General features: G+C 67.1%; 19 protein-coding genes. 11 read left to right on the forward strand and 8 right to left on the reverse strand.

The window, feature by feature from the left end:
• Positions 1-46: 46 nt before the first annotated feature.
• A complete protein-coding gene (locus IB256_RS16185; RefSeq protein WP_192294092.1) occupies positions 47-409 on the reverse strand; it encodes a PilZ domain-containing protein in 363 nt (120 codons plus the stop codon).
• Between the two features lie 372 nt (positions 410-781).
• Between IB256_RS16185 and IB256_RS16190 the strand changes: the two genes are divergently transcribed.
• The 6 genes from IB256_RS16190 (at position 782) to IB256_RS16215 (ending at position 7,899) form a co-directional block, all read left to right on the forward strand.
• The gene (locus IB256_RS16190; RefSeq protein WP_192294094.1) at positions 782-1,903 is read left to right on the forward strand and encodes a PAS domain-containing protein; all 1,122 of its coding nucleotides are present in this window, start codon (positions 782-784) and stop codon (positions 1,901-1,903) included.
• Positions 1,900-3,336 (forward strand): sigma-54 interaction domain-containing protein, encoded by a 1,437-nt coding sequence (locus IB256_RS16195; protein ID WP_192403259.1) that lies wholly within the window; start codon positions 1,900-1,902, stop codon positions 3,334-3,336. The genes IB256_RS16190 and IB256_RS16195 overlap by 4 nt, the downstream gene beginning before the upstream one ends.
• Positions 3,337-3,665: 329 nt before the next feature.
• Positions 3,666-4,265: a dimethylamine monooxygenase subunit DmmA family protein gene (locus tag IB256_RS16200; RefSeq protein WP_192294098.1), complete on the forward strand. Its 600-nt coding sequence runs from the start codon at positions 3,666-3,668 to the stop codon at positions 4,263-4,265.
• A complete protein-coding gene (locus tag IB256_RS16205) occupies positions 4,262-5,230 on the forward strand; it encodes a PDR/VanB family oxidoreductase (protein WP_192294100.1) in 969 nt (322 codons plus the stop codon). The genes IB256_RS16200 and IB256_RS16205 overlap by 4 nt, the downstream gene beginning before the upstream one ends.
• Before the next feature lie 14 nt (positions 5,231-5,244).
• Positions 5,245-6,261: a heme-dependent oxidative N-demethylase family protein gene (locus IB256_RS16210; RefSeq protein WP_192403261.1), complete on the forward strand. Its 1,017-nt coding sequence runs from the start codon at positions 5,245-5,247 to the stop codon at positions 6,259-6,261.
• A gap of 108 nt (positions 6,262-6,369) precedes the next feature.
• A complete protein-coding gene (locus tag IB256_RS16215; protein ID WP_192294104.1) occupies positions 6,370-7,899 on the forward strand; it encodes an APC family permease in 1,530 nt (509 codons plus the stop codon).
• 261 nt (positions 7,900-8,160) lie between these two features.
• On the opposite strand, the gene IB256_RS16220 is transcribed toward IB256_RS16215, so the two are convergent.
• Positions 8,161-9,090 (reverse strand): AEC family transporter, encoded by a 930-nt coding sequence (locus tag IB256_RS16220; protein WP_138213277.1) that lies wholly within the window; start codon positions 9,088-9,090, stop codon positions 8,161-8,163.
• 101 nt (positions 9,091-9,191) lie between these two features.
• Between IB256_RS16220 and IB256_RS16225 the strand changes: the two genes are divergently transcribed.
• Positions 9,192-10,067, forward strand: a complete 876-nt coding sequence (locus IB256_RS16225) for a LysR substrate-binding domain-containing protein (RefSeq protein ID WP_192403263.1) — start codon at positions 9,192-9,194, stop codon at positions 10,065-10,067.
• A gap of 61 nt (positions 10,068-10,128) precedes the next feature.
• Here the strand turns inward: IB256_RS16225 and IB256_RS16230 are convergent, their stop codons facing one another.
• A complete protein-coding gene (locus IB256_RS16230) occupies positions 10,129-10,809 on the reverse strand; it encodes an SDR family NAD(P)-dependent oxidoreductase (protein WP_192294108.1) in 681 nt (226 codons plus the stop codon).
• Positions 10,810-10,973: 164 nt separating this feature from the next.
• Complete coding sequence (locus IB256_RS16235) at positions 10,974-11,924, reverse strand: adenosine deaminase (protein WP_192294110.1); 951 nt, start codon at positions 11,922-11,924, stop codon at positions 10,974-10,976.
• Between the two features lie 198 nt (positions 11,925-12,122).
• Between IB256_RS16235 and IB256_RS16240 the strand changes: the two genes are divergently transcribed.
• The 3 genes from IB256_RS16240 to IB256_RS16250 all read left to right on the forward strand — a co-directional run bounded on the left by IB256_RS16240 (position 12,123) and on the right by IB256_RS16250 (position 14,287).
• Positions 12,123-12,602, forward strand: a complete 480-nt coding sequence (locus IB256_RS16240; RefSeq protein ID WP_192403265.1) for a hypothetical protein — start codon at positions 12,123-12,125, stop codon at positions 12,600-12,602.
• Between the two features lie 93 nt (positions 12,603-12,695).
• A complete protein-coding gene (locus IB256_RS16245; protein ID WP_138213280.1) occupies positions 12,696-13,778 on the forward strand; it encodes a calcium:proton antiporter in 1,083 nt (360 codons plus the stop codon).
• A 2-nt stretch (positions 13,779-13,780) separates the two neighbouring features.
• Positions 13,781-14,287: a nucleoside 2-deoxyribosyltransferase gene (locus tag IB256_RS16250; RefSeq protein ID WP_192403267.1), complete on the forward strand. Its 507-nt coding sequence runs from the start codon at positions 13,781-13,783 to the stop codon at positions 14,285-14,287.
• 96 nt (positions 14,288-14,383) lie between these two features.
• Here the strand turns inward: IB256_RS16250 and IB256_RS16255 are convergent, their stop codons facing one another.
• On the reverse strand, positions 14,384-15,406 hold the full coding sequence (locus IB256_RS16255) for an energy transducer TonB (RefSeq protein ID WP_192403269.1): 1,023 nt from the start codon (positions 15,404-15,406) through the stop codon (positions 14,384-14,386).
• A gap of 85 nt (positions 15,407-15,491) precedes the next feature.
• Positions 15,492-16,454, reverse strand: coding sequence for a CobW family GTP-binding protein (locus IB256_RS16260; protein WP_192403271.1), 963 nt, complete (start codon positions 16,452-16,454; stop codon positions 15,492-15,494).
• Positions 16,455-16,530: 76 nt separating this feature from the next.
• Here IB256_RS16260 and IB256_RS16265 point away from each other — a divergent pair, with 76 nt between their 5' ends.
• Complete coding sequence (locus tag IB256_RS16265) at positions 16,531-16,887, forward strand: NADH:ubiquinone oxidoreductase (protein WP_192294118.1); 357 nt, start codon at positions 16,531-16,533, stop codon at positions 16,885-16,887.
• A 137-nt stretch (positions 16,888-17,024) separates the two neighbouring features.
• Here the strand turns inward: IB256_RS16265 and IB256_RS16270 are convergent, their stop codons facing one another.
• Both IB256_RS16270 and zigA read right to left on the reverse strand, forming a co-directional pair.
• The gene (locus IB256_RS16270; RefSeq protein WP_192403273.1) at positions 17,025-17,657 is read right to left on the reverse strand and encodes a DUF1826 domain-containing protein; all 633 of its coding nucleotides are present in this window, start codon (positions 17,655-17,657) and stop codon (positions 17,025-17,027) included.
• A complete protein-coding gene (gene zigA, locus IB256_RS16275) occupies positions 17,657-18,859 on the reverse strand; it encodes a zinc metallochaperone GTPase ZigA (RefSeq protein ID WP_192403275.1) in 1,203 nt (400 codons plus the stop codon). Before zigA ends, IB256_RS16270 begins: the two co-directional genes overlap by 1 nt.
• Positions 18,860-18,865 lie beyond the last annotated feature (6 nt).

Genomic DNA, 18,865 nt, shown 5'->3' on the forward strand with positions numbered 1-18,865 from the left:
GAGGGCTGGGGAGAGGGTGCATCAGACTGCACCCAAGCCAACCCCATCACGACAACCGTGCCCGCCCCAACAGACTGCGGTTGAAACTCACCGACATCGACGTCACCAGCTCGGTGAACGCCGCGCTCGGCCGGTCCAGCTTGAAGCCCTGCTCGAAGCGCGCGGTCTTGGCGTCCTTCTTCGACCACTGGCAGATCGCAGTGATATCCACCGAGCGGGTGTGATCCTCGCGCACCGGAATCTCCAGGCGCATGTCGTAGCAGCTGCCCGGCGCCAGCGGCTCCTCCGTCACCAGCCGCAGGCCACCCATCGAGACGTCCAGGACCACCCCCATGGGGTCGCCACTCAGGCGGTTGGTCACGTTGATCTGGCCGATATGGCGGAAGGTCAAACGGCGGTGCTTGCGCATGGCGGCCTCTTGTAGGGAACGGGCTCTGGGACGGGCGCTTCAGGGAGCGAAACGCGCGCGCATCCTAGCAGCGCCAGCACCTCAAACGAACTCAAAAGCTATCAACTGGCCAGTATTTGCCACGAAATCGCCGCGCCTTCCATCGCCCGGCGCGGCGCTGCAACCCTGCAGCGGATACTCTGCAAACTGCGCTGCAGGGTTGCCCTCAGTGCTGCGTTTTTGCACACACCCGTGCATGCAACCCCGTGGCACACGGGCGTTTCAGGCTGGCATGCAACATGCCTTGGTCTCCTTGAGTGCCGCTCGTTTGCGGCCGTGCGGCCGCATCGCCGTGTTGGGAATTTGCCTTGGAGATCTGCCTTGGAGGGAAAAATGGACCCACTGAAACTGCTGCTGGACAGGGGCCTGCTGCTGTCCGACAGCCTGACGTCCCAGGGACGCTTCATCGAAGTCTCCGCCGAGCAGACCGATCAGCTCGGCTACGCACCGGGTTCGCTGGACGGCCAGGGCGCCGAGCTGATCTACACCGCGGACTCGCTGAACGCGTTGATGCAGTTGTTCGCCAGCCCGCCGGCCGATGAACGCGTGCAGGACCTGGAGCTGACGCTGATCCGCCACAATGGCGGCTTGCTGCCGGTGCTCGCCAGCGGCGTGCTGCAATGGCGCGACGGCGAGCCGGCTCGCCTGCACCTGGTGAAGATGCCACTGGGGCCGATCAGCCGCCGCCTGGGTGAGCTGCAGAGCGCCAACGAGGTGATGAGCCAGATGCTCTTCAGCGCGCGGGTCGCTTACTGGTGCATCGAGTTCGCCGAGTCGGTGGACGTGCGCGAGACGCCCGACGAGATCGTCCGCCAGGTGTTCGAAAATCGCTCCTACTGGCGCATGTGCAACCGCGCCATGGCCAACATCTACGAGATGCCCGCCGACGTCGATTTCAGCGAGCAGCCGGTGCGCCTGTACTGGCCACGCAGCCCGGCCAACGAAGAGTTCGTCCGGCGCCTGATCGAGGCGGAATTCCACGTCGACGGCGCGCTGTCGGTGGATCGCCGCCATGACGGCTCGCCGGCCTACGTGGAAAACGACGTGCGCGCCAGCATCCACAACGGCCGCATGCTGCGCATGTGGGGCAGCCTGCGCGACGTCAGCCAGGAGCTGCGCATGCAGCACGATGCCGAGCAACGCATCGAAGCGCTGCGCCGGGTGTTCGACGCAGTGCCCGACGCCGTCCTGGTGATCGACGAGCAGGCCCAGCCGCAATGGCGCAACGCGGCCTTCGAGCAGACCTTCGGCATCACCCGCGCCGCCGGGCTGGCCTCGACGCTGAACCGCATGCCACTGCCCGAACGCACCTGGCAGGTACTCGACCTGCCCGACCAGTTCGGCAACTACCAGTCCTTCAACAGCCACTGCTCGCGCATCCTCATCCGCGAGGGTGTGGCCTGGCGCGTCTTCGTGCTGCGCCAGGCGAACAACGCGACGGAGCTGCATCCATGAGCGAAGAAGGCTTCTTCGCACCGCTGCGCATGGGCATGCGCTCATCGGTCAGCGCGTCGGGCGAGATGCTCTCCGCCCTGCTGGAAACACCGGCGCTGCATGCGCTGCTCGACAGCTTCAGCGAGGCGCTGATCGTCTGCGACGGCGACTCGCGGGTGCGCTTCATCAACCTTGCGGCCGAGCGGGTCAACCGCGTGACCCGCGTGGACGTGCTGGGCCTGCCGGATGTGGACTTCTTCCAGCGTTCGGCGCTGCAGTTCGACGATTTCCAACAGGCCCTGCGCCGCGGCGGCAAGAGCGCGCTGACCCGCTCGCGCGATGGCCGGGTGTTCCTCACCCGCGCCCAGGCCGTGCCGACCACGGCCTACGAGAAGCCCTACTGCCTGCTGATCCAGCGCGAGTACGAGCCGGGCACGGCGGGCAGCCTGCGCAGCCCTTCCGGGCGCGCCTCGACCACCGACCTGCAGGGGCTGGGCGACCCGCAGGACAATGCGTTGCACATGTCGCCGCTGCTCTCCTCCATCGCCGACATGGGCGTGCGCGCCTTCCGCCGCCGCGCGCGCCTGCTGCTGCTCGGCGAGCCCGGCGTGGGCAAGACCGCCATCGCCCGGCATATCCACCGCGCCGCCGGCTGGGGCGACCGCCCCTTCATCGACGTGAACTGCGCGAGCATTCCGGAAACCCTGTTCGAGTCGGAGATGTTCGGTTACGAGCGCGGCGCCTTCACCGGCGCGTTGCAGTCGGGCAAGCGCGGCTATATCGAGAGCGCCTCGGGCGGCACGCTGTTCCTCGACGAGATTGGTGAAATTCCGCTGCAGGTGCAGGCCAAGCTGCTCAAGTTCCTCGAGGACGGCACCATCCAGCCGGTGGGTTCGCCGTTGTCGAAACAGGTCCAGGTGCAGGTGATCGCCGCGACCAACAAGGACTTGCGCGCCCAGGTGGCGGCCGGCGAGTTTCGCGCCGACCTCTACTACCGCCTGGCCGTGCTGCCGGTGGAAATCCCGCCGCTGCGCGCCCACCGCGACGATCTGCCGGTGCTGATAGACATCCTCCTGGCGCGCATCAACCGCGACCGCCAGCCGCCGCTGCGACTCGCTTCGGGATGCCGTGAACGCCTGCTGGACTACGACTACCCCGGCAACATCCGCGAGCTGGTGAACATCTTCGAGCGCCTCGCCGTGCTGGCCGACGACGTGGCGGAAGAGCTGCACCTGCCGCCGGAACTGCTCGGCGCGCCACCGGCCGGCAGCCCCGTCGCCCACGACGAACCGGCGGCGGCCATCGACGACCAGCCACTCAAGGCCCAGGTGCAGCGTTATGAGCGCCAGGTGATCCTGCGCGCGGTGCGCCTGTGCGGCAGCAAGCGCAAGGCGGCGATCCACCTGGGCATCGATGTCGGCACGCTGATCCGCAAGTTGCAGCGGGACGATTGAGCCCCCTCCGCTCCCCTTAGGATGGGTGGAGCGGAGAATCCGCCCCACTGAAATCCAACTCCTGCACGGGACCACCCGGTCACGCCGCCTTCCCGCATCCGGCAGAAATCCCCCTGCGACATTCCACCGCTGCAAGCCTGCCTACAGGCGTTGTCATTTCTGCTTACACCTGCGTTTTCATATTTTTACTTTTCCTTTTAATTTCAATCACTTAACTATTTGGCACAGCCTGTGCTCTGTGTATCTCCGACCCGTGGCCGTGCACGGGTCCTCGAATCGCGCCGGCGCTCCTGACCGAGAGAGCCGGCAGTTCTGGAGGCACAAGAATAATGCTCATCACAGGTATCAAGAGCCGGCCGGTCTACGACCAGTTGCGCCCGCTCGCTGGTGGTCACCACCACATCATCGCCGGCCAGGGCAGCGGCGGCGCCGCCATGCTCCGCCTGCTCGCCGAGATGCCGCGCAGCGCGCCCATCCGCGTGCTGTACGCCACCGAATCCTTCTCCGGCCAGGATCACCTCGCCGCGCTGCGCGACATCACCGACGTCGAGCTGTCGATCTACCCGAGCAACCGCGCGCTGGTCGATGACCTGCACGCGCTGCTGGGCCAGTCGCGCATGGGGACCCGCCTCTACCTGGCCGGCTCCGAGAGCTTCATCGGCACCGCAATGCAGGCCGCCGACGCGATCAACCTGAACAAGGACGAAGTGCTGCGCGAACACGCCGGCTCCTTCGTCCGCCGCGTCTGGTGCGTGCATTGCGACGGCTACACCGAGAACGTCACCCAGCGCGTCTTCGAGTGCCCGCACTGCGCCCGCACCCTGGTGGTCCGCGACCACTACTCCCGCCGCCTCGCCGCGTTCCAGGCGGTGAAGGCCGACGCCGAAGTCCCCGGCGAACTGCCCGATGCCGAGGAGCTCGACACATGAGCCAGTCCAACGGAACCCTGAACGTCCGCGTCACCCGCATCGAGCAGGTGACCCCGGAGATCAAGCGCTTCACCCTGGCCTCCACCGATGGCGCGCACCTGACGCCGTTCTCCGGCGGCAGCAACGTCGTGGTGCTGATGCCCCATGCCAGCGGTACCTACCGCAACGCCTACTCGCTGATGAGTTCGCCCTACGACGCCAGCGCCTACCAGATCGCCGTGCGCCGCGTGGAAGAAGGCCGTGGCGGTTCGAAGCACATGCATGACGTGGTGAAGGAAGGCGACGAGCTGGAAATCCTCCGCCCGGTGAACCTGTTCCCGCTGAGCAAGCACGCGCGCCTGCACCTGTTCATCGCCGGCGGCGTGGGCATCACCCCGGTGTGCTCGCAGCTGGCGGAACTGCGCCTGCGCGGCACGCCCTTCGAAGTCCACCTGGCGGTGCGCGGCAACGCCCATGCGCGCCTGGGTGAAGAACTGCTGCAGGAATACGGCGACGCTGTGCGCCTGTACCGCGACGACCGCGGCGAGCGCCTGAATATTTCCGCCGTGCTGGCCGACCGGCCACTGGGCAGCGACGTCTACGTCTGCGGCCCCGAGGGCATGATCCAGGCGACCATCGACGCCGCCCACGCCCACGGCTGGACCGACAGCCACATCCACTACGAGCGCTTCCTCGAACAGGGCAGCGTCGGCGAGGCGTTCCAGGTCACCCTGGCGCGCAGCGGCGCAACCATCGACGTGTCGCCCGACCAGAGCCTGCTGGAAGCCGCCGAGGCCGCCGGCCACGAAATTCCGTACCTGTGCCGCGGCGGCGCCTGCGGCATGTGTGAGACCAACGTCCTGGAGCTGGACGGAGAAATCCTCCACACCGACGACTGGCTGTCCGACGAGGACAAGGCCGCCAACCAGAAAATCATGCCCTGCGTGTCGCGCGCCAAGTGCTCGCGGCTGGTCATCGACTGCTGAGCCGGAGAACGACCATGACCATCCAATTCCGCCCCGACGAAACCTACCGCGACGACTACACCTACGCCAACAGCCAGGCCTGCATCGACCGCGCGCCCTGGCCCTTCCCGGACGACGAGTACATGTACTCGATGAACCTGGAGCCGCACGTCTCGGTGGGCACCGACGCCTTCCGCGCAGTGTTCGACATCGACGAGCACTACATCAGCGAGTGCCGCGACCGTGCGATCACCCTGGAGAAGGATCCGGGCATGCACTACGTCTCCGCGCCGCACATGATGGAGGCGCAGTGGGACCTGCTCGAACTGATCATGGAGTCCTACGCCAAGGATTACCCGGAGTACTTCTCCCTGGAGAAGGACGGCACCCGCTGGCACTGGACCAACAAGCTGCTGAACATCGACGACACCTTCACCTTCGGTGATCCGTCGACCCTGCCCTATGAGCCGATGGAATACGTCACCCGCCAGGCCCAGGGCGACTGGGTCCTGCAGGAAGAGCGCGACGGCACCCTGTACTGGGGCGCGGGCATCGCCACCCAGCGCGCCGACTACTCGTTGCGCTTCAACCTGGGCATGGCCTGGCACGAGTTCCACGGCCCGGTGCCGCTGGTCAAGGAAACCGGCATGCTCGACCGCGCGCTGAAGTTCCTCCTGCGCCTGCGCAACGGCCACCCGGTGCGTCGCCTGAACTGGTCGCTGACCGTCAACCCGCGCCTGGACGTGTCCGCCGAATCCCTGCCCGAGTGGGCGCCGGACCGCACCACAGTCACCGCCGAGAATGCCGGTCAGAAGGTCTACTTGCGCATCGAGCTGCAGCCGCTGCACCGTCTGCCGCGCAGCAACGCCATCGTGTTCCCGATCCGCACCTACCTGCTGAGCCTGGAAGACATCGCCACCAACCCGGCGTGGGCCAAGCGCATGCACCGCGTGCTCAAGAGCCTCGACCAGCAGCTCGTCGACTACAAGGGCTTCACCCGCTACCACCCGCAGGCGGTGCAGTGGCTCTCGCAGTTCGACGACGGCCAGTAAGTCCACAGCAGTACACACAACTACAAACCCGAAAAGGGATCCGGCGGGCGTCGTGAGGCCTGCCGGTCGATTGCCTTCTGCCCATCAACCCCCCGAGAGGAAACAACGATGAGTGGGTCCCCTGCCAAGCGTGCCGCTGGCGTAACCGATTCCGATGCCGAGCAGCTCGCTGCCCTCGGCTACAGCTCCAACTTCGAACGCAGCATGAGCCTGTGGGAGAACTTCTCCCTGGGCTTCACCTATCTGTCGCCGGTGGTCGGCGTCTACACCCTGTTCGGCCTGTGCCTGGCCGCCGGTGGTCCGCCGATGTTCTGGACCTACCTGCTGATCGGCCTGGGCCAGATGCTGGTGTGCCTGGTGTTCTGCGAAGTGGTCTCGCAATTCCCGATCTCCGGCGGCGTCTACCCCTGGGCGCGGCGCCTGGTGGGCAAGCGCTGGGCGTGGATGGTCGGCTGGGTGTATGCCTGGGCGCTGTGCACCTCCATCGCCGGCATCGCCGTGGGCGCCAGCCCGTACATGGCCGCCATGCTCGGCTTCGAGATGCACGGCAACGCCGCCATCGGCATCGCCCTGGCGCTGATCGCGCTGTCCACCGTGCTCAACCTGTCCGGCACCAAACTGCTGGCCCGCGTCGCCATGTTCGGCTTCATCTGCGAGCTGGGCGGTGCGCTGCTGGTGGGCGGCTACCTGCTGATCTTCGAGCGTCACAACGACTTCAGCGTGCTGTTCAACACCTTCGACATCAGGATCGACGGCAGCTACTGGCCGGCCTTCCTCGCCGCGTCCCTGGCGGGGCTGTTCCAGTACTACGGTTTCGAGGCTTGCGGTGACGTCGCCGAGGAAACCCCGAACCCCGGCAAGATGATCCCCAAGACCATGCGCATGACCATCTACATCGGCGGCGCCGCCGCGATGTTCGCGTGCCTGGCGCTGATCCTCTCGGTGCCGGACATCCAGCGCGTGATCAACGGCGAAGACACCGACCCGGTGACCACCATCCTCGCCAACGCCTTCGGCCCGGTGGGTTCCAAGCTGGTGATGGCGGTGGTGATGGTGTCGTTCGTGTCCTGCGTGCTGAGCCTGCAGGCCGCCGCCAGCCGCCTGCTGTTCGCCTATGCCCGCGACGAGATGATCGTCGGCAGCAAGGCCCTGTCCAAGCTCAACACCAATCACGTGCCGGCCGTTGCGCTGGTGGTGGCGGGCGTGATGCCGGCGGCCATCGTCTGCCTGGGCCTGTTCATGGGCGACGCCGTGGCCACCATTGTCGGCTTCGCCGCGATCGGCATCTACGTGTCCTTCCAGCTGATCGTCATCGCCTCGCTGATCGCCCGTGCCAAGGGCTGGGTGCCCGGCGGCCACTTCAGCCTGGGCAAGTGGGGCGTGCCGGTGAACGTCGCAGCGCTGGTCTACGGCGTGGCGGCGATCACCAACATGGTCTGGCCGCGCACCCCGGACGCGCCCTGGTACATGAACTATTCGATGATCCTCACCACCGTCGTGGTGATCGGCGCGGGCCTGGTCTACATGCTGCTGGCCAAACCCTACGATAAGGGCACGGCACCGGCGGGTGACGCCCACCGGATCTCCGGCCGCCAACTACCCGCGCGCGCTGCGGGCGCGCTGACCGAACCGGCTTGATCGCAACGTTGACGCAATTCGGGCCATACGCCTGAGGGGCTGCGTCTGGAGCGTCACCTTTCCCCGGTGACGCTCCCCCTGCGTTTGCGCAACGGACCCGCCATCCCCGCGATGGCCGGTCCGTTTTTTTATGCCTGCATGGCGGCTTTCGCAGGATGGGTGGAGCGCAGCGACACCCATGCTGTGCGTGGGTGGAATCGATGGGTATCGCAAGCCCCACCCATCCTACGTTCAGGCTTTCCTGAACGATCGCACCCTTGCCTATCGGGCAATCCACAGCAGACAAAGCGAGAGCGTGACCAGCGACCCCAGCGTCGACACCAGGATGCTTCGCGACACCACCGCCGCCTCGCGCTGGTAGTACTCGGCGAGCATGAACGGCCCGGTGCCGGTGGGCAGCGCGCTGAGCAACAGCGCCGAATCCGCCCACAGCGGTGGCAGGTCGAAGACCTTGTAGGCGAGGAAGCCGGTAAGCAGCGGCTGGCCGACCAGCTTGATCGCCACCAGCGGCCAGGCGCCGACCTGCTCGCCTTCCTGTTTCTGCGCCAGGAACAGGCCCAGCGAGACCAGCGCGCAGGGCGTGGTGGCGGCGGCGAGCATGTCGAGGAAGTGCAGCAGCGGCGCCGGCAGGCCGATGCCGGTTACGGCCCAGAGGCCACCGATGATCGGCGAGACCACCAGCGGGTTCTTGCCCAGCGCCTTGCTCACCACCCAGACGGCGCGGCCGATGTGCTTCTCCTCCTGCAGGCCGACCTCGATGCACACCACGGCGATGGCGAACAGCACGCAGACCACCAGCAGCGAGGCGATCAGCGCCGGCTCCAGGCCGTCCTGGCCGAATACCAGCAGGCACAGCGGAATGCCCATGTACCCGGTATTGGCGTAGGACGCACTGAGGCCGTCGATGCTCGCCGCCGGCAGCGCGCGGCCCTGCATCAGGCGCCAGACGAGGGTGGCGAAGAACACCAGCAGGCATCCGCCGGTGAAGGCGGCGAGGAAGCCCGGCTGCCAGATTTCCGCCCAGGTCGCGGTGGCGGTGACCTTGAACAGCAGCGCCGGCAGGCACAGCCAGACCACCAGCTTGTTGATCTCCGAAGCCGCCTGCGGGCCGAGACGGTTGGTGCGCCGGCACAGCCAGCCGACCAGGATCAGCGCGAAGATCGGCAGGACGACGGCGAACACGGTGTGCATGGCAGGGAACCTGGAGAGCGGGAGCGGCAGGCGAGCATAGGGTTGCCAATCGATACCGTCCAATGCTTACTAAAGCGCCAATCCATACCCAATCCGTATCGATGATCGACTTCCGTCAGCTGCGCTATTTCCTCGCCCTCGCCGAGCACCTGCACTTCGGCCGAGCCGCCGAGGCGCTGCACATCACCCAGCCGCCGCTGAGCCGGCAGATCGCCGCGCTGGAAGAGGAACTGGGCACGCCGCTGTTCGCCCGGCATTCACGTTCGGTGGAGCTGACCGCCGCAGGCCGCGACTTCCAGCAGCAGGCCCGGGCGCTACTCGCCGGCCTCGACCTCGCCGTGCGCTCGGCCCGCGCTACGGCACGCGGGGAGCGTGGCGAGCTGCGCATCGGCTTCACCATGCTGGCTGCCTGGACGCTGTTGCCGCGCCTGCTGAAAACCTTCGCCGACGGCCACCCGGAGGTGAAGCTGGTGCTCAACGAGATGCTCCCGCGCGATCTGGGACCGGCGCTGGACAGCGGCGAGGTGGACGTCGCCCTGACCTTCCCCGAACACGAACCGGGCCAGCGACTCTATCGCACGCTGCAGCGCGAGCCGCTGTGCGCGGTGCTGCCGGCCGAGCACGGTTTGGCGCAGGAACCCGAGTTGGACGTGGCCAAGCTGGCCGGCGAGCCCTTCATCACCTTCCCGCCGGCCACCGCGCCGGCGCTGCACGAATCGGTGATGGACTGCTGCCGCCAGCACGGCTTCGTTCCGGCGGTACGCATGGAAACGCACCTGCAGCAGACCATCGTCAACCTGGTGGCCGAGGGGCTGGGCGTGTCACTGGTGCCGGACTCGATGCGGCGCATGCAACTGCCCGGCGTGGCCTTCCGCGCCATCGGCCGGTCGCCGCAGGTGGAGTACGGCGCGGCCTGGAGCCCGCACAACGATAACCCGTGCCTGGCGGCTTTCCTGCGCAGCGTGGGGGCAGCCTAGACACCCTGTAGGAGCGGCGGATAACCCGTGCCGGGTTATGCGCCCTACGGAAGCCTCGCAATCAGACGCGGCCGGTCACCGGGATGCACGCACCGGTAATGGCCGCCGCCGAATCCGAGGCGAGGAACAACAGCGTCGCCGCCAGTTGCTCCGGTTTCACCCAGCGGTCGAATTCCGCAGTGGGCATGTCGGCGCGGTTCTGCGGGGTGTCGATGATGCTCGGCATCAGCGCGTTGACGGTGATCCGCGCGTCCTTCAGTTCCTCCGCCAGCGCTTCGGTCAGGCGCATGACGCCGGCCTTGGACGCCGCATAGGCCCCCATGCCCAGCGCCGCGCGGGTCGCAGCTGCAGCAGCGATATTGAGGATGCGCCCGTGCCCGCGCGCCTTCAGGTGCTCCAGCGCAGCCTGGCTGGAGACCACGGCGGTGCGCAGGTTGATGCGGTACATCAGGTCCCAGGTGTCGATGTCACCATCGCCCAGGGTTTCCCAGTGGAAGCCGCCGGCCACGTTGATCAGCGCGTCGAGGCCGCCGAAATGCTCGTTGACCTTTTCCAGCGCGGTGCGGGCAGCGTCAGGGTCGGTGAGGTCGATGCCGCCGATGGACAACGCGCCGGCCTGTGGATATCGCGGGCCGACGGCGCGGTCGAGCAACGCGACCTGCCAGCCGGCGTCGGCGAACGCCTGGCCGACCACACTACCCAGATGGCCGAAGCCGCCGGTGATGGCGACGATCCTGTTCATGCTGCTACCTCGTGACGGTGGGAGAGGCGTTCTTATAGGGGTAGCAGGGGTTGTGCGAAAGGTCGCGGGCGCCAGATGAGGGGACGGATCAGGACGGGGTGTTCTGGGGGAGATTCGATGCTGGGTGAGGGGGCAGGCCCGCAGCGGAGCCGCCCCCTGAACCCCTACTTCACCAACCGCGCATCCAGGCTGTTCTGCGCCAGCCGCTGCGCCTGCTCCCGGGTCATCCCCAGGTGCTCGTGCAGGGCCTGGAAGTTCTCGGTGACGTAACCGCCAAAGTAGGCCGGGTCATCCGAGTTCACCGTCACCTTCACGCCACGCTCGAGCATGTCGAGGATGTTGTGCTCGCGCATGTGGTCGAACACGCAGAGCTTGGTGTTGGACAGCGGGCAGACGGTCAGCGGGATCTGCTCGTCGATGATGCGCTGCATCAGCCGCTCGTCCTCGATGGCGCGCACGCCGTGGTCGATGCGTTCGATCTTGAGCAGGTCCAGGGCTTCCCAGATGTACTCCGGCGGGCCTTCCTCGCCAGCGTGGGCGACGGTGAGGAAGCCTTCGCTGCGGGCGCGGTCGAACACGCGCTGGAACTTGCTCGGCGGGTGGCCGACTTCGGAGCTGTCCAGGCCGACGGCGATGAAGGCGTCGCGGAACGGCATGGCCTGGTCGAGGGTCTTGAACGCCTCGTCCTCGGACAGGTGGCGCAGGAAACTGAGGATCAGGCCATGGCTGATGCCAAGCTGCTTCTCGCCATCCTTGAGCGCGCCCTGGATGCCACGCAGCACCACCTCGAAGGGCACGCCACGGTCGGTGTGGGTTTGCGGGTCGAAGAACGGCTCGACGTGGATGACGTTCTGCGCCTTGCACTTCTCGAGGTACGCCCAGGTCAGGTCGTAGAAGTCCTGCTCGGTGCGCAGCACATCGGCGCCGGCGTAGTAGAGGTCGAGGAACTCCTGCAGGTTGTTGAAGGCATAGGCCTTGCGCAGGCTCTCGACGTCGCCCCAGGGCAGGGCAACCTTGTTGCGCTCGGCCAGGGCGAAGAGCAGCTCGGGCTCCAGTGAACCTTCCAGGTGCAGGTGCAGTTCGGCCTTGGGCAGGGCATTGAGCCAGTCGTACATGGGTGAGGTCTCGTTATCGGTGGGTCAGACGCCGGTGATTGGCACACAGGCGGACCCGGCAAGCAATTGGCAGCGGGGCGACGAGCCCCATCACGCAGTGGACAGAGATAATTCTGACGCAAAAGACAGATATCCGCGAAATCTTCCGACCGGGTCGCTTCCTAGAATCGCCTTCCTCCATTTCACCCGGCCTTTTCGATGAACAAGATTCTTCTGGCGCTGCTGCTGCCTTTCGCCCTCGCCGCCTGCGGGCAACCCGGCGACCTGAAGTACAACGAGGTGGTGGCCTCGGCCTTCATGCAGGACGTGCAGCGCATCGACCGGGACATGGAAGGCCTGATCAACGGCGATTTCGATCCGGGCCATGCCGCCGTCCCCGGCACGCCGGCGAAGAACCCCGGCGATCATCTCGCCGAACTCGAGAAGCATCTGAACCAGGTGCAGCAGCTCCCGCACAGCGAAGAAGCCGGCAAGTTCGCCGGTAGCCTCTCGCACTACTACGAACTGCAGATCAGCTACTACCAGCAGCTCAAGCGTTACGTGGAGACCACTGACAAGGCGAAGAAAGAGGCCCTCGCGCAGGACCTGGGCAACGCCTACCAGACGTTGCGCGCGCTGCCAGAACAGATCTTCGCCGCGCAGAAGCAGTTCCTCGAGCGCACCAGCCTGCCGCACTGAGGCTCCGCGCCCGGCTCCGTCGCCCGCTGGTGCGCTTACCGGGCATTGCCTAAGATGGCGCACTCGCCTCTTACGTCAATGGACATCCCCTCGATGCTGCGCGCGCTCAAAGACGAAAAATTCCTCCTCCTCGCCCTGCTGGTGGCGATTGCGGTGTACCCGCTGGAGCACAGCCTGCTGGGCGGCGGCAAGATGCTCGCGGGGATCGCCGCCACCGCGCTGCTGGCGGTGATCATCGGCGTCTCGCTGCGCGTGGCGCACCACGCCGAGATCCTCGCGGAGAAGGTCGGCGAGCCCTATGGCACCATGATCCTGACCCTGGCGGCGGTGCTGGTGGAGGTGGTGATCCTGGCGATCATGATGAACCACAACCACTCGCCAACCCTGGCCCGCGACACCATCTACGCGGCGGTGATGCTCGACATGAACGGCATCCTCGGCCTGGCCGCGCTGCTGGGCGGCCTCAAGCACGGCGAGCAGTCGTACAACGACGACTCGGGCAAGACCTACGTGACCATGATCCTCACCGCCGTGGGCATCTCCATGGTGGTGCCGGAGCTGATCCCGGCCGAGCAGTGGAAGCTCTACTCGTTCTTCACCATCGGCTGCATGGTCATGCTCTATGCGCTGTTCCTGCGCATGCAGACCGGCCAGCACAGCTACTTCTTCAGCTACAACTACGCGACCCACGGCGAGCACGCCGAAGGCCACGAGGCACCGGGCAACAGCAAGCAGTCCATGGCCCTGCTGGTGTTCGGCGTGGTACTGATCGGCGCGCTGGCGGAGGTGATGTCCAAGGCCCTGGACGTCGGCCTGGAAGGCAGCGGCGTACCGCCCATCGTGCCGGCGCTGCTGGTGGCGGCGATCTCCGCCAGCCCGGAAATCCTCACCGCCCTGCGCGCGGCCATGGCCAACCGCATGCAGCCGGTGGTCAACATCGCCCTGGGCGCCTCGCTGTCCACCGTGATCCTCACCGTGCCGGTGATCGAGGCGCTGGCGCTGTTCAAGGGCCAGCCGATCCAGATGGCGATGACCCCGCTGCAGACCGGCATGATGTTCATCACCCTGATGGTCGCCGGCTACAACCTGCATGACGGCAAGACCAACGCCATCGAAGGCATGACCCACTTCGTGCTGTTCGCCACCTTCCTGATGCTGTCGTTCATGGGACTCTGACCATGCTCAAGCTGTACCTCGCCGGCCCCGACGTGTTCCTCCCCGATGCCTTCGAGCAGGGCGAGCGGCTCAAGGCCCTGTGCACCGAGTTCGGCGTGCAGGGGCTGTACCCGCTGGATCACTCGGTGCCGGAGGGCATCGTCGAGCCGGTGGCGCAGGCACGCTGGATCTACCAGGCGAACCTCGACCTGATCCGCCAGGCGGACGCGGTGCTGGCCAACCTCAACCCGTTCCGCGGCGCCGAGCCGGACAGCGGCACGGCCTTCGAACTGGGCTACGCCGCCGCGCTGGGCAAGCCCCTGTTCGGCTACATCGACGAAGGCGGCAGCTGCGCGGAACGCCTGCCCTGCGAGTGGCACGGCGAAGAGCCGGGCCGCGATCGTGACGGCAACCAGATCGAGAGCTTCGGCCTGCCGCTCAACCTGATGCTCGGCGTGCCGGCGAAGATTGCCGTAGGCGGCGCACGGGAGGCGCTGGAGCTGCTGCGCAAGGCGCTGATGCCCCTGTAGGAGCGGGCCATGCCCGCGATCTACACCTGCCGCCGATCACCCGGCAACAAAAAACGCGCCCTCGGGCGCGTTTTTCGTTTGGCTCGATAGCCGTCGTCAGCGACGCCCCTCGAGCTTGAAGAAGAACACCTTGGTCGCCTGGCGGGCGACGATCCGGCCACCGCTGACGCGTGGTTCGAAGCGCCACTTGTCCATGGCATCGCGCACGGCGTTGTCGAACATGCGCGGCGGCGAGGACTCCAGCACCTGGATGTCGGCGATGCGGCCATCGCTGGTGATGGTGAACAGCACCTTCACCCGGCCTTCGATGCCGCGGTTCAGCGCCATGCGCGGGTAGACCGGCGGGTCCATGCGCAGCGGCTTGATGTCGCTGTCGTTGAGACTGCCGGTGGGCAGGCCGGCGGGGCCCTGGGAACCGGTCGGCGCGGCCTGGGCGCCCTGGGTGAACTGGCCGACGGTGGGCGCGGCGGGCGGCGGCGGTGCAGCCGGGGTCGGCGGCGCGACGGCTTCCTCGGCGGGCTCCGGGTCCGGCTCGGGCTTGGGTTTCGGCTTGGGCTTGGGCGACACCTTGGGCACGGCCTTCTCGGGCGGCTTGGGTTTCGGCTTGGGCTTCTCCACCGGCTTGGGCGGCTCGATCGGTTTCGGCGGCTCGGGCTCCGGCGGCGGCGGAGTCGGCGCGGCGGCGGGCGGTTGCTGCACTTCGGGCTTGGGCGGCAGGGTGACGACGCTCACCTGCATGGCCTTGGGCATCTCGCCGGCACCCAGATTCAGTTCGGCCGGGGTGGGCATCACCCAGACCAGCGCGGCGACGATGGCCAGGTGCATGGCAATCGCCAGGCCCGAGGACTTCCACCAACCACCGTGGGGCGGCGGCTGTTCGCCGTCTTCCACGCCTTCGACCGGCGCGGCGTAGGGAATCAGGACCTCTTCGGGAACCACTTCCTCGTCGCGGCGGGGACCAGCACAACTGACGAGTCGCAGGGTGGCCTCATTGACGCGCTGGGCGTTCACGCTGGGCAAATGGGCGCCGTCATCCGCCGTGGCGGAAGTGAACAGCTGTTCCTCAGCGTCCACGGCAAGACTGGCGTCCGCCGCTTTGCGCGGTTGGGGTAACGACATGAGAAAGCCTGCGGGAAGAGTTCACGAAGCAGTATCTGCTGATAATTATTATCATTCACTCGTTACGCGAGGGCAACCTTCTCTGTCAGATCGGTGCGATGGCGCAGCGCAAAAGTTCGTCCTGCAAGGCCTGTGGATCAAGTTCGGCGGCGAATATCAGCTCTATCCGGCTGTCCTTGCGCCAGGCGCTGGGCGTCCACGGCGCCGGACCAACGGTACGGTTGCAGGCCAGCCAGGCAGCCTCGCCGCGCACCACCGCCTTGGCCCGCATCAGGCTGGGAAGCCCGGCCAGCCAGGCGTCCAGCTCGGCCGTGCGGAAGCGCCAGTCACTGTGGAAGCGCCAGCCGACCGCCTGTCGGCCCTCTTCGACGCGCACCTGGCGCAGCGGCGCTTCACGACGCAACAGCACCGCCGGTCCGGCGGACAAAGCGCCCTGCGGCATATCAGCGCCCGCCGCTTCTACTGGCGCGCTCGGCAGCCCGTCCAGCGGCAGGCGGCCGTGGTTTGTCCAGCGCAACGCCACCTCCGGCAAGCGTTCAGCAAGGGCCGCACGCGCCGCGTCATCCAGCGCTTCGGACTTGTTCATCAGCAGCAGCGCCGCGTCGCCCAGCGCCAGCTGCTGCGCCTCCGGCAGGGGCTGCCCGGCGGCCAGTGCGGTAGCATCGAGCACCATCACCAGCGGCTGCACCGCCAGCACGCCCTGCCAGGGCGCGGCGCGCAGTTGCGCCAGCAGTTGTGTGGGATGGCCAAGGCCGGAAGGCTCGATGAACAGTCGCTGCGGCCTGGCCTTGCGCAGCAGCCGGCCGAGGCCGACCTGGAACGGCGCGCCGTTCACGCAGCACAGGCAGCCGCCGGCAACTTCGCCCAGGGCGATGCCGTCCTCGTCGCGGGACAACAGCGCGGCGTCCAGGCCGACCTGGCCGAATTCGTTGACCAGCACGGCCCAACGCTCACCCGCCGGGCGTTGCGCCAGCAAGTCCTGCAGCAGGCTGGTTTTGCCCGCCCCGAGGGGGCCGGCGATGAGATGAGTCGGGATCTGCTTCAACATTCGCCCATGGTGCCGCCTGACGCTCGCCGGGAAAAGCGCTAGAGTCGCGGCTTTCTCTCGCCAACCCGGATCGATCATGCGCCTGCTGCTGCCTCTCGCCCTCGCCTGCCTGCCCCTGCTCGCCCACGGCGAGGCCTGCGTGGTGCACACCCAGGGCAAGGACGTCGACGTGAAGGTCTGCCAGCAGAACCGCACCATCCCGGAAAAACTCTTCCGCGAGGGCTTCTGCCAGCCGCAACTCAAGGACCAGAAGGTCGAGGTGACCTACGCCGAAAACTGCCCCAGCGGCGCCTTCGGTGTCTGCGAGAACGCCCAGACCCAGGGCGTGCCCTACCGTCAGGACATCCACTACTACGGCGTGGCCAGCGACGCGCGCATCCTCCAGCCCTTCTGCGAGCAGCAGAGCAACGGCCACTGGCGCAAACCGCAATAGCGGTCATCGCCCTGTCACACGGTTCGGGCTTACTGGCGTCGGGTACCTCACACCCTCCCGGCACCCCACGCCGGACATGATCTTGGTGAATTGGGCCGCTCTCCCCGGGCGGCCCATTTTTTTGTCCGCGCGAAACCTCAGCCGAGCCAGTCGAGCGTGAGCAGCAGGCGTCGTTCACCCGGTGCCGGCAGCGGCGAACGGTGGACGATGCCGCCGCCGAGATTGCCGGCCCATTTCTCGCCCTTGAACAGCCCCACATCGCCGGCGGCCATCTCGCGAATCTCCGCCCGGCTGACCGGCTCGGCCGCCGCATCGCCCAACCGCGCCCGGGCCATGGCCCACTCCTCCAGCCACTGGCTGGCGGGCCCCGAGTAGGTGGTGACCAGGCGCAACGGCACGTGATCGACGTGGAAGCGCGGACACATGGCCTTGTCCAGGCTGCGCAGGCGCAGGCCGATGCGCTGCGCGCCGGTCAGACAGGCGAAGGCTTCGGCCAGCCATTGCAGGTCGCTGCGAAACAGCGTGCAACCGTCGAGCATGGCGTACTGACGCAGCAGGTCGCCCAGCTCGACGCGCTCATCGACCACCTCGAGGCTCTGCGTCAGGTCCAGCGCCTGGGTCCCCAGCCAGCCGGCGAAGCTGCTGATTTCCGGGTACAGCGTGCGTTGCCAGACGGCCAGGTTGACGTCTTCCTCAAGCACTTCGGCGAGCACCTGCGGATCATCGCTGAGCACCTGGCGCGGCCAGGTGGGGGTTTCGAGGGCGAGCATCAGGCGCCGGCCTCCCAGGGTTCGAACGGATCGGGCAGGCGCTTCCACGCAGTGGTGCCGGCGGCCATTTCTTCATCGTCCAGCAGGCAATGGTCCAGCTCGGCGAACAGCTGCGGGAAGTCCAGGTTCTGGCCGATGAACACCAGTTCCTGACGGCAATCGCCGCTGTCCTCGCGCCAGTGACGCAGCACGCCCTGCAGCTCGGTAGTCTCCTGCGGCCAGTGCTCGCGCGGGACGAAGCGCCACCAGCGCCCGGCCAGGCCGTGACGCATCAGGCCGCCAGCCTGGGACCAGCTACCGGCCTCGCGGTAGCGGCTGGCGAGCCAGAAGAAGCCCTTGGAGCGCAGCAGCCGACCGTTGCTCCAGGGCTGGGCAAGGAAGTCGTGGAAGCGCTGCGGGTGGAAGGGCCGCCGCGCCCGGTAGACATCCGAGGAAATACCGTAGGCCTCGGTCTCCGGCAGGTGCTCGCCGCGCAGTTCCTTGAGCCAGCCCGGCGCCCGCTCGGCGCGCTGGAAGTCGAAGCGGCCGGTGTCGAGGATGCTCGCCAGCGGCACCTGGCCCATGACCATGGGCTGGATGTCGGCGTCCGGGTTGAGCCGGCGCAGGATCGCCAGCAACTCATCACGCTCGGCGCTGCCGATCAGGTCGATCTTGCTCACCAGGATCACATCGGCGAACTCCACCTGTTCCACCAGCAGGTCGCTGAGCGAGCGCTCGTCGTCCTCACCGAGGGTTTCGCCGCGCTCGGCGAGGCTGTCGGCGCCCTGGTAGTCGGCAAGGAAGTTCAACCCGTCGACCACCGTAACCAGCGTGTCCAGCCGCGCCAGGTCAGACAGGCTGCGGCCCTGCTCGTCGCGGAAGGTGAAAGTCTCGGCCACCGGCAGCGGTTCGGAGATGCCGGTGGACTCGATCAGCAGGTAGTCGAAGCGGCCTTCGCTGGCGAGGCGGCTGACCTCTTCCAGCAGGTCCTCGCGCAGGGTGCAGCAGATGCACCCGTTGCTCATCTCCACCAGGCGCTCCTGGCCACGGTTGAGGCTGACATCGCGCTGCACCTCGCGGCCGTCGATGTTGATTTCGCTCATGTCGTTGACGATGACCGCGACCTTGAGGTCCTCACGGTTCTTCAGCACGTGGTTGAGCAGCGTACTCTTGCCGGCGCCAAGGAAGCCGGACAGGACGGTGACAGGGAGTGGGGCGTTCACGGGGAT

This window comes from Pseudomonas sp. PDM17 (genome assembly GCF_014851985.1).
GTDB lineage: Bacteria > Pseudomonadota > Gammaproteobacteria > Pseudomonadales > Pseudomonadaceae > Pseudomonas.